Annotated in this window: 9 protein-coding genes; 4 read left to right on the forward strand and 5 right to left on the reverse strand. The window is 72.8% G+C overall.

Annotated elements, in window-relative coordinates; genetic code table 11:
- Positions 1–208: 208 nt before the first annotated feature.
- From GTW67_RS23670 to GTW67_RS23680, 3 genes are all read right to left on the reverse strand, one after another.
- Positions 209–907, reverse strand: a complete 699-nt coding sequence (locus tag GTW67_RS23670) for a glutamine amidotransferase-related protein (protein ID WP_161166817.1) — start codon at positions 905–907, stop codon at positions 209–211.
- 77 nt (positions 908–984) lie between these two features.
- Positions 985–2,610 carry an amidohydrolase family protein gene (locus GTW67_RS23675; protein WP_161166818.1) on the reverse strand — a complete coding sequence of 542 codons (1,626 nt, stop codon included), beginning with the start codon at positions 2,608–2,610 and terminating at the stop codon, positions 985–987.
- A gap of 20 nt (positions 2,611–2,630) precedes the next feature.
- Positions 2,631–3,272 (reverse strand): TetR/AcrR family transcriptional regulator, encoded by a 642-nt coding sequence (locus tag GTW67_RS23680; RefSeq protein ID WP_161166819.1) that lies wholly within the window; start codon positions 3,270–3,272, stop codon positions 2,631–2,633.
- A 67-nt stretch (positions 3,273–3,339) separates the two neighbouring features.
- Between GTW67_RS23680 and GTW67_RS23685 the strand changes: the two genes are divergently transcribed.
- Both GTW67_RS23685 and GTW67_RS23690 read left to right on the forward strand, forming a co-directional pair.
- On the forward strand, positions 3,340–4,791 hold the full coding sequence (locus GTW67_RS23685) for a purine-cytosine permease family protein (protein ID WP_161166820.1): 1,452 nt from the start codon (positions 3,340–3,342) through the stop codon (positions 4,789–4,791).
- 19 nt (positions 4,792–4,810) lie between these two features.
- Positions 4,811–5,551, forward strand: a complete 741-nt coding sequence (locus GTW67_RS23690; RefSeq protein WP_161166821.1) for a class I SAM-dependent DNA methyltransferase — start codon at positions 4,811–4,813, stop codon at positions 5,549–5,551.
- A 15-nt stretch (positions 5,552–5,566) separates the two neighbouring features.
- Here GTW67_RS23690 and GTW67_RS23695 read toward each other — a convergent pair whose 3' ends face one another.
- Complete coding sequence (locus GTW67_RS23695; protein WP_161166822.1) at positions 5,567–6,688, reverse strand: lipid II:glycine glycyltransferase FemX; 1,122 nt, start codon at positions 6,686–6,688, stop codon at positions 5,567–5,569.
- 277 nt (positions 6,689–6,965) lie between these two features.
- Here GTW67_RS23695 and ku point away from each other — a divergent pair, with 277 nt between their 5' ends.
- Together ku and GTW67_RS23705 are read left to right on the forward strand one after the other, a co-directional pair.
- Positions 6,966–7,982 carry a non-homologous end joining protein Ku gene (gene ku / locus GTW67_RS23700; RefSeq protein ID WP_161166823.1) on the forward strand — a complete coding sequence of 339 codons (1,017 nt, stop codon included), beginning with the start codon at positions 6,966–6,968 and terminating at the stop codon, positions 7,980–7,982.
- Positions 7,983–8,062: 80 nt separating this feature from the next.
- Entirely contained in the window at positions 8,063–8,530 is a 468-nt protein-coding gene (locus GTW67_RS23705; RefSeq protein ID WP_161166824.1) for a winged helix DNA-binding protein, read from the forward strand.
- 21 nt (positions 8,531–8,551) lie between these two features.
- On the opposite strand, the gene GTW67_RS23710 is transcribed toward GTW67_RS23705, so the two are convergent.
- Positions 8,552–8,794 (reverse strand): sigma-70 family RNA polymerase sigma factor (locus tag GTW67_RS23710; RefSeq protein WP_161166825.1); only part of this gene is annotated, 243 nt, incomplete at its 5' end.

An 8,794-nucleotide genomic window follows, 5' to 3' on the forward strand; every position in this document is an offset into this window, starting at 1 on the left:
CCGGCCGCGGGGAGCAGCCCGGCAAGCACATGACGCCGAGCGCCTGTCGCCGGCAGCACGTGAGACTGACCCCGAGCCTGTCGCACAGGGGCCGGCCCCGCGAGCCCCTGACCGGCGCCTGTCCCCGGGGCCCCTCACCCTCCGACGACCCCCGCGAAGCGCCGGGCCCCCTCACTCCCCGACGACCCCCGCGAATCGCCGGGTCCCCTCACCCTCCGACGATCCCCGCGAAGCGCCGGGCGACCTCGTGCCACACCGCCGCGGCCGCCGGATCGTCGTGTTCCGCCCGGCGGCACAGCTCCGCCGGGTCCAGGCCCAGGGACCGGATCCGTTCCGGGTCCCACGACCGCACCCGGTCCGCGTCCGCCTCCGGATGGAACTGCACGCCCCACGCCCGGTCGCCGACCCGGAACGCCTGGTAAGGGCACCGTTCGCTCTCCATCAGCCAGGACGCCCCCGGCGGCAGCGCCGTCACGGCGTCCACATGGTGCTCGACGGCGCTCACCCGGCCCGGCAGCCCCTGGAACAGGGGATCTGCCCCGGCCTCGGGGCGCAGGCTTAGCGGCGTGCTGCCGAACTCCGGCTCGCCGTGCCGCCCCCGCACCGTGCCGCCCGCGACGTGCGCGAGCAGCTGCCCGCCGAGGCAGATCCCGAACACGGGCGTACCCCGCTCCAGTGCCCCGGCGACCAGTGCGCGGGTGGCCGCCAGCCAGGGCGCTCGCAGGTCGTCGTCGGGCAGGTAGCCGCCGCCCAGGACCATGACGCCCGCGTGGTCGGGGCGCCGGGGGAGCGGCGCCCCGGCGTACGCGTGCACCACGTCCAGCGTCAGCCCCTGTGCGGTCAGCCAGTCACCGAACCGCCCCGGCCCGCCGCGCCGGCCGTTCTGCACCACCAGCAGCCGAGACACCCGCCCACCTCCCGCTCACCCCACCCGGACACCAGGCCCCTGCCCGCAGCGGGCCGGGGCCCAACCCTCCGCCGGTGTCACAGACCGGCGGCCCGATGGGTCGGCTCACCGTCCAGCACGGTCAGCAGCACCGGCACATCGGCCAGCTCGGTGGCCGCGACGCTCAGCGGATCGGCGGCCAGGACCGTGAGGTCGGCGCGGTGACCGAGGGCGATCCGGCCGGACTCGTGCTCCTCGCCGGCCGCGTAGGCCGCATTGACGGTGAGGCCCCGCAGTGCCTCCAGCGCCGTGAGCGCCTGCTCCGGACCGTGCGGGTCCCGGCCGAGGTCACGGGTGGGCCGGCGGTGACGCGCGCCCGCCATCACGCCCAGCGGCGGATAGGGGGCGATGGGCCAGTCGGAGCCGAGGACGACGACGGCACCGGCGTCGTGCAGATCGCGGCAGCGCCACGCCCGCGAGGCACGCTCCTCGCCCAAGCGGCGCGACCAGTTGTCGGTGTGGTCGGCCCGGGTGAAGTCGCAGCAGTGCGTGGGCTGCATCGAGGCGACCACGCCCAGCTCGGCGAAGCGGCGCACGGTGTCGTCGGGCACGGTCTCGATGTGCTCGACCCGGTGCCGCACCTCGCGCCCGCCGCCCGCCCGGGCCTTCTCGACGGCGTCGAGGACATGCCGTACCGCCGCGTCACCGATGGCGTGGGTGGCCGTCGGCACCTCGGCCCGGTGCAGCTCCCCGACGACCCGGGTGTACTCCTCCGGGTCCGGCCAGAACGCGTGCCGGGACTCGCCGTGGCAGTCCGGCTGCTCCAGCCAGGCGGTGCCGTTGTCCACGGTCCCGTCCATGAAGATCTTGACGCCCGCGGTCCGCCACAGCCAGCCGCCCGCGCCCTGCCCCTCGATCAGCGCACGCACGCCCTCCGCGTCGGTGCCGGGCTGGCACCAGGGCGCCACCCGCAGCCGCACCGGCAGCCGCCCGGCCGCGTCCAGCTCGGCGAAGAAGGCGAGGCTGTCGCCGTTGGCGTCCATGACATGGCCGCCGGTCAGGCCGCTCGCGGCCATGGCGCGCAGCGCCGCGGCGAGCCGGTCGCGCCGCTCCTCGCGCGTGGGCTGCGGCAGCACCCGCTCCACGAGCTCGCACGCGGCGTCCTCCAGCAGCAGCCCGGTGGGCGTGCCGTCCGCGTCGCACACCACCTCGGCGGTGGCCTGCGCGAAGGTGCGCGGCCCGGTCACCCCGGCGAGCTCCAGCGCGCGCCGGCTGGCCAGCGCCGAGTGCGCGTCGAACAGCAGCAGGAACGCGGGCACACCGTCGAGCACGGCGTCGAAGGGCGCCACGTCGACCGGGCGTTCCCCGAAGACGTTGGGGTCGAGTCCCCAGCCCTGGAGCCACGCACCGGGGGCGAGGTCCCGCACCGCACCGGCCAGCGCCTCGCGCACCTGCTCCAGGCCGGTACAGCCGGACAGATCGAGGCCGTGGGTCAGCTCGGCGCCCGAGACGGGGTGGATGTGGCCGTCGACCAGACCGGGTGTCACCACGGCGCCCTTGCAGTCGATCACCGTGGTCGAGGCGTCCGCGAGGGCGCGGATCTCCCGGTCGTCACCGAGCGCGGTGATGCGCCCGCCGGCGACGGCCAGCGCGGTGTGCGGCAGGAACCCGCCGGTCACCGGGTCCAGCAGACGGGCCGAGAGCAGGATGAGAGAGGTGCGCACGAAGGCTCCTTGAGGGCGGGTCAGTTGGTGTCGACGGGTGCCAGCGTGCCGATCGGCAGGCCGAGTTCGCGCTCCGCCGTGGTGACGGGCAGGCGCAGCACCGCGGGCGGGTCGTTGTCGGTGTCGACGCTGTTGACGAGCATGCCGAGGCCGTCGAGGACGACCAGGATCTGGACGGCGGCCACCATCGGGTCCTCGGTGCGGAACTCGCCCAGTTCGACACCGTCGCGGACGAGGGCTTCGAGCCGGTCCCGCCAGGCCGCCTCCTGGACGGCGACCCGGGCCCGCAGCGCGGGCCGGTAGCGGCTGAGGTGGCGGGCGTTGAGCCAGAGGCGGCTGATGTCGTCGAACGCCTCGCCGCTCGTCAGGGCGAAGAAGCGCGCCAGATGCCGCGTCGGCGTGGTGCCCTCCCGGTCGACCGGGAGGAGTTCGTCGAGCTCGCCGGCGACGGCGTCGCCGTAGGCCTCGGCCACCAGTTCCTCCACAGCCGGGAAGTAGTGGCTGATGAGTCCCGGACGGACGTCGAGCTCCTCGGCGATCCGCCGCAGGGTGATGCACTCAAGCCCTTCGGTCAGGGCGACGTCGGAGGCTGCGGCAACGATTTCCGCACGTCTGGCGGCAGGAGATTTGCGGATTCGCTTGTTCTGGACGCTTGACGGCATGGAATCGATGTTATTGAGTGTGCGACCAACAAGCAAGCAGGTGGGTACCAGCACCCGGAGGAGCCCTATGGCGTCCACGATTCCCGACCCGCAGTCCGGCACCCCCGCCCCGCCCCGGAAGGCGGGGGCGCCCGAGCCGGAGCGGGCCGGCCGCGTCGAGGCGCACGGCATCGACCACATCCCCGACAGCGAACGCCACGGGAATCCACGGCAGTTGTTCTCCGTCTGGGCGGCGGCGAACGTCAACTATCTGAGCCTCGTGATCGGCGGCGCGCTGATCCTCATGGGCCTGACCCTGTGGCAGGCCCTCGCGGTCATCGTGGTGGGCAACCTGTTCTGGCTCTGCACCGGACTGCTGTCGATATCCGGCCCGGCCGCCGGCGCACCGAGCGAAGTGATCACCCGGGCGATGTACGGGGTGCGCGGCAACCGCGTGAACAACGCGATCGTCGGCTGGCTGATCTCCGTCTGCTACTTCGCCCTCAACCTGGCCGCCGCCGCGACCGCCGCCTTCGCCCTCGTGGAGAAGACCGGCCTCACCGCCGGCACCGGCGTCAAGATCGCCGTCGTCGTGGTCATCGCCGTGCTCACCCTGGCCATCGGCGTCTACGGCCACGCCATGATCATGAAGCTGTACCTCCCGATCACCCTGGCGCTCACCGCCGCGTTCACCGTCGTCGCGTTCTACGTGTTCGGCGAGACCGACTTCTCCTACGTACCGGCCGAGCCGCTCACCGGCATGAACCTGTGGGCCGTGCTGGTCGCCGGAGTCACCCTCGTCGGGGCCGGGCCGCTCTCGTACACCACCAGCGCCGACTTCTCCCGCTACCTGCCCCGGACGACGTCCGCCAGGGCCATCATCGGCTGGACCGCCCTCGGCGGCATCCTGCCCAGCGTCGCCGTCTGCTCGCTCGGCGCCTTCGCCGCGACCGCCGTCGACATGACCGACCCGCAGGCCGGACTCAGCACCATCCTGCCGGGCTGGTTCGAACCGGTCTTCCTGCTCGCCCTCGTCCTCGGCACCATCGCCATCAACGCCCTGACCGCCTACAGCGCGGGCCTCGCCCTCCAGGCCGTCGGCCTGCGCATCCCCCGCACCCGCAGCGTCCTCGCCGACGGCACGGCCGCCGTCGCCCTCACCCTCTACGGCCTCCTCGCCTCCGACTTCCTCGACACCGTGAGCAACGTCCTCCAGCTCACCGTCGTCCTCCTCGGCCCCGCCATGGCCGTCTACGCCACCGACATCCTGCTGCGCCGCAACCGCTACGACGGGCCCGCGCTCATGGACGAGTCGGCCGGCGGCCCCTTCTGGTACACCGCCGGAGTCAACCCGGCCGGCGCCCTGGCGCTCGCGGGCGGCGTCGCCGTGTCCGCCCTGTGCGTCAACACCCTCTACACCGGCCCGATCGCCCGAGCCCTCGGCGGCATCGACCTGTCCCTCCCCGCCGGCATGGCCGTCGCCGCCCTGCTCTACGCCGTCCTGGCACGCGGCGGAAAATCCCAGGCGCCCGCGGCCTGAGGGGAGGTACCGTCCCGGCATGCCGGACGAGGACGGGTACTTCGGGGAAAGCGTCGCCGCGCGATACGACGAGTCGTCGGCGGACATGTTCGGGCCGGACGCGGTAACCCCCGCGGTCGACCTGCTGGCCGGACTGGCGGGGGAGGGACGGGCGCTCGAACTGGGCATCGGCACCGGCAGGATCGCCCTGCCGCTGGCCCGCCGGGGCGTCTCGGTCCACGGCATCGACATGTCCCGCGCCATGACCGCCCGGCTGCACGCCAAGCCGGGCGGCGACGCCGTCGGGTCGACCATCGGCGACTTCGCGACGACCCGGGTGCCGGGCACGTTCACGCTGGTCTACCTCGTCTACAACACCATCAACAACCTGACCACGCAGGACGCCCAGGTCGCCTGCTTCCGCAACGCCGCCGGCCATCTCGCACCCGGCGGCTGCTTCGTCGTCGAGGTGGGCGTGCCGGAGCTGCGCCGGCTGCCGCCGGGGCAGACCGCGGTGCCCTTCCGCATCGACGCCACGGAGTGGGCGTTCGACACGTACGACACCGTGACGCAGGCGATGAGTTCGAACTACGTCACCGTCGTCGACGGCCGTGCCGAGCACGCGTCCATCCCCTTCCGCTACGTGTGGCCCTCCGAACTCGACCTGATGGCGCGGCTCGCCGGACTGCGCCTGCGCGACCGGTGGGAGGACTGGGACGGGACTCCCTTCACGCACGAGAGCCGCCGGCACGTCTCGGTCTGGGAGAAGCCGGCCGCCTGACCCGGACCCGGCCCGTCAGCGCCGGGACATGTACAGCTGGAACGCCCTGTGCAGCACCTTGTTGAGCGGGTAGTCCCACTCCCCGAGGTACTCGACGGCCTCACCGCCGGCACCGACCTTGAACCGGAGCAGACCCAGCAGGTGGTCGTCCTCGTCCAGGGTGTCGGAGATCCCCCGGAAGTCGTACACGCGTGCACCGCGTTCGTGGGCGTCGCCCATCATGCGCCACTGGAGGGCGGTGCTGGCCTGGACCTCGCGCCGGCGGGCGGTGGAGGCGCCGTAGGAGTACCAGACGTGGTCGCCGACCGTCAGCATGGTGGCCGCGGCGAGCACCTCACCGTCGTGGTGGGCGAGGTAGAGACGCATGCGGTCCGGGTCCTCGGCGGTCAGCGCGTCCCACATCCGCCGGAAGTAGACGAGCGGACGCGGGACGAACCCGTCCCGCTCGGCGGTCTCTACGTACAGCTCGTGGAAGACGCCCAGGTCGTCGTAGTCGCCCTGGACGACCTTGACGCCGGCCTTCTCCGCCTTCTTGATGTTGCGGCGCCACTGCTGGTTGAGACCGTTCTGGATCTGCTCCAGCGACCGCCCGGCGAGCGGGACCTGGCAGACGTGGCGCGGCTGTCCGGCGGCGAAGCCGTCCTCGCCGCCGGGCTCGGCCTGCCGCCAGCCCGTGCGGCGCAGCCGTTCGGCGATCGCGCGGGCGCCGGGCTCCTCCACGGTGGCCTTCACGTCCCGCAGCCGCCGGGCCGCGGGGTCGGCGATCGCCGCCTTGACGGTCTCGGCGCTCCAGCGCCGGGCCACCACCGGCGGGCCCATCTTCACGGAGAACGCGCCCCGCTCCTTCAGATGGGCGAGCATCGGCTCCAGCCACCGGTCCAGCTCCGCCGCCCGCCAGTCGATGACCGGGCCCTCGGGCAGGTAGGCCAGGTGGCGCCGCAGCCCCGGCAGCGGGCGCAGCAGCACCAGTGCGGCGCCCACCAGGTTCCCGCCGCCGTCGAACCAGCCCAGGCTCTCCGCCCGCCAGTCCGGCTTCACCTCTCCCCACGAGGGGAGCTGGAGATGACTCACGGAAGGCCGGGACGCGACGAAGCGCAGATGCTCCTCGCGCGTGATCGCCTTCAGGTGATGGCTCATGGGCGGTGACCCTTCGTTCGGCTCGTTCGCTGGTGGTCGACGGGCAGGACCGCCCCGGCGCGCAGGCGGTGCCGTCCCCCACCACCAGGGAATACCGGCGACCGTGAATCCGCGCGGGCTGCGGGCTGTTCGGGCAGTCCGCGCGAGCGGCCCGGCGGGCGCCGGTCCCGACATCCCCCTGGCTGCCCCGCCCGGCGCGCGGCGCCGCGGGAGCAGTGCCAGCGTGGAGGGCACCGGCAGCGCGGCAGGACGGACGGAGCGGACGGAGCGGACGGCCATGGCACGGGCGATCTGGACGGGCGTGATCACCTTCGGGCTGGTCACCGTGCCCGTCGGGCTGTACTCGGCGACGCAGGACCACGCGGTCCGCTTCCACCAGCTACAGCGCGGCACCTCCGACCGGATCCGCAACCGGCGGGTCAACCAGCGCACCGGCGAGGAGGTCGGCACGGGCGACATCGTCAAGGGCTACGAACTCGCCGAGGGCGAGTACGTCGTCGTGGAGCCGGACGAGCTGGACGAGATCGCGCCGGGCCGCTCCCAGACCGTCGACATCACCGACTTCGTCGACCTGGACCGGATCGAGCCGGTCTACTTCGACCGCACCTACTACGTCGCCCCGCGCGGCAAGGAGTACCTCAAGGTCTACCAACTGCTCCGTACCGCCCTGGCCGAGGCGAACAAGGCGGGCGTCGCCACCTTCGTCATGCGCAACAAGCAGTACCTGACCGCGCTGCGGGCGGAGGACGACGTCCTGGTGCTCCAGACCCTGCACTGGGCCGACGAGGTGCGCGACCCGGTCAAGGAGCTGCCCGAGCTGCCGGCGGGGCGGGCGGAGAGGGGCAAGGAGCTGGACATGGCGCTGCAACTGGTCGACGCGCTCAGCGGCCCGTGGGAGCCCGGGCGTTACCACGACACGTACCAGGAGAAGGTGCGCGACCTGGTGAGCGCGAAGGCCGAGGGCAAGGAGGTCGCGCTCGCCGAGGAGCCGCCGACGGCCACCGACGTCGTCGACCTCATGGACGTCCTCCAGGGCAGCCTGGACCGGGCGAAGGGCGGCGGGGGAGGGGAGCAGGCACCGCGCCGACGGAAGAAGGCCCCCGCGCCCTCCTCCGGCAAGACCGCGTCGAGGCGGTCGGAGAAGCGGTCGGAACTGGAGGACCTGAGCAAGGCCGAGCTCTACCGGATGGCCACCGAAGAGGACGTCCCCGGCCGCTCCAAGATGACCCGCACCCAACTCGTCGACGCCCTCACCGGCACCGGCCGGACCCGCAAGAAGCCCACCGCGGCATGACACCGGCCACGGCTTGACCTCGACTCGGCTTCAGGTTCTACGGTGCCCGCATCAGTGATCCACACATGGGGGGACCTCGGATGACGACACAGCACCTCTCCGACGCCGAACTCGCCGCACAGCCGGCCGCGTACTGGACGGGAGTGGCCTACGAGGCCCTCATCGCGTTCACCCGCGCCCAGCAGGCGGAACTCGGCTTCACCCAGCCTCAGTACTGGCTGCTGCGCAACCTGTCGAAGAACGACCTCTCGCCCGACGGCCACGGCATGACCGTTCCCGAACTCCAGCAGGCCATGAGCACCTACCTCAGACCCGAGGACGACCTCGAAGCCGAGGCGGAGGCACTGCTGGAGCGCGGCCGGCTCACCCGTGACGGCACGGGGCGCCTGTGGATCACCGAGGCGGGGGACGAGGCCCGGGCCGACTTCAAGCGGCACGCCCCGGAGATCCGCGACCGGATCCACCGGGGCATCGACGACGCCGACTACGTCACCGCCCTCAAGGTGCTCCGGCAGATGATCCGGAACACCGGTGGCACCTTGCCCTAGGTGAGCCCCGGGGGCGTTCGCTCACTGGTTGGTGAGCATGCCTTCGCGCAGGCGGGTCAGGAGGCGGGAGATCAGGCGGGAGACGTGCATCTGGGAGACGCCGAGGCGTTCGCCGATCTCCTTCTGGGTGAGTTCCTCCACGAAGCGCCAGTGGATGATCTGCCGGTCGCGTTCGTCGAGGCCCGCGATCATCGGGGCCAGGGCGTGGAAGTCGTCGACGAGGGCGAGGGCGGCGTCGTCGGCGCCGATGAAGTCGGCGAGGAC

It is taken from the genome of Streptomyces sp. SID5910, from assembly GCF_009862125.1.
GTDB lineage: Bacteria > Actinomycetota > Actinomycetes > Streptomycetales > Streptomycetaceae > Streptomyces.

Coding starts and splice junctions, on each gene's coding strand:
- GTW67_RS23680 (WP_161166819.1), bottom strand. CDS start 3,272: ATGCCGTCAAGCGTCCAGAACAAGCGAATCCGCAAATCTCCTGCCGCC.
- GTW67_RS23685 (WP_161166820.1), top strand. CDS start 3,340: ATGGCGTCCACGATTCCCGACCCGCAGTCCGGCACCCCCGCCCCGCCC.
- GTW67_RS23690 (WP_161166821.1), top strand. CDS start 4,811: ATGCCGGACGAGGACGGGTACTTCGGGGAAAGCGTCGCCGCGCGATAC.
- GTW67_RS23695 (WP_161166822.1), bottom strand. CDS start 6,688: ATGAGCCATCACCTGAAGGCGATCACGCGCGAGGAGCATCTGCGCTTC.
- ku (WP_161166823.1), top strand. CDS start 6,966: ATGGCACGGGCGATCTGGACGGGCGTGATCACCTTCGGGCTGGTCACC.
- GTW67_RS23705 (WP_161166824.1), top strand. CDS start 8,063: ATGACGACACAGCACCTCTCCGACGCCGAACTCGCCGCACAGCCGGCC.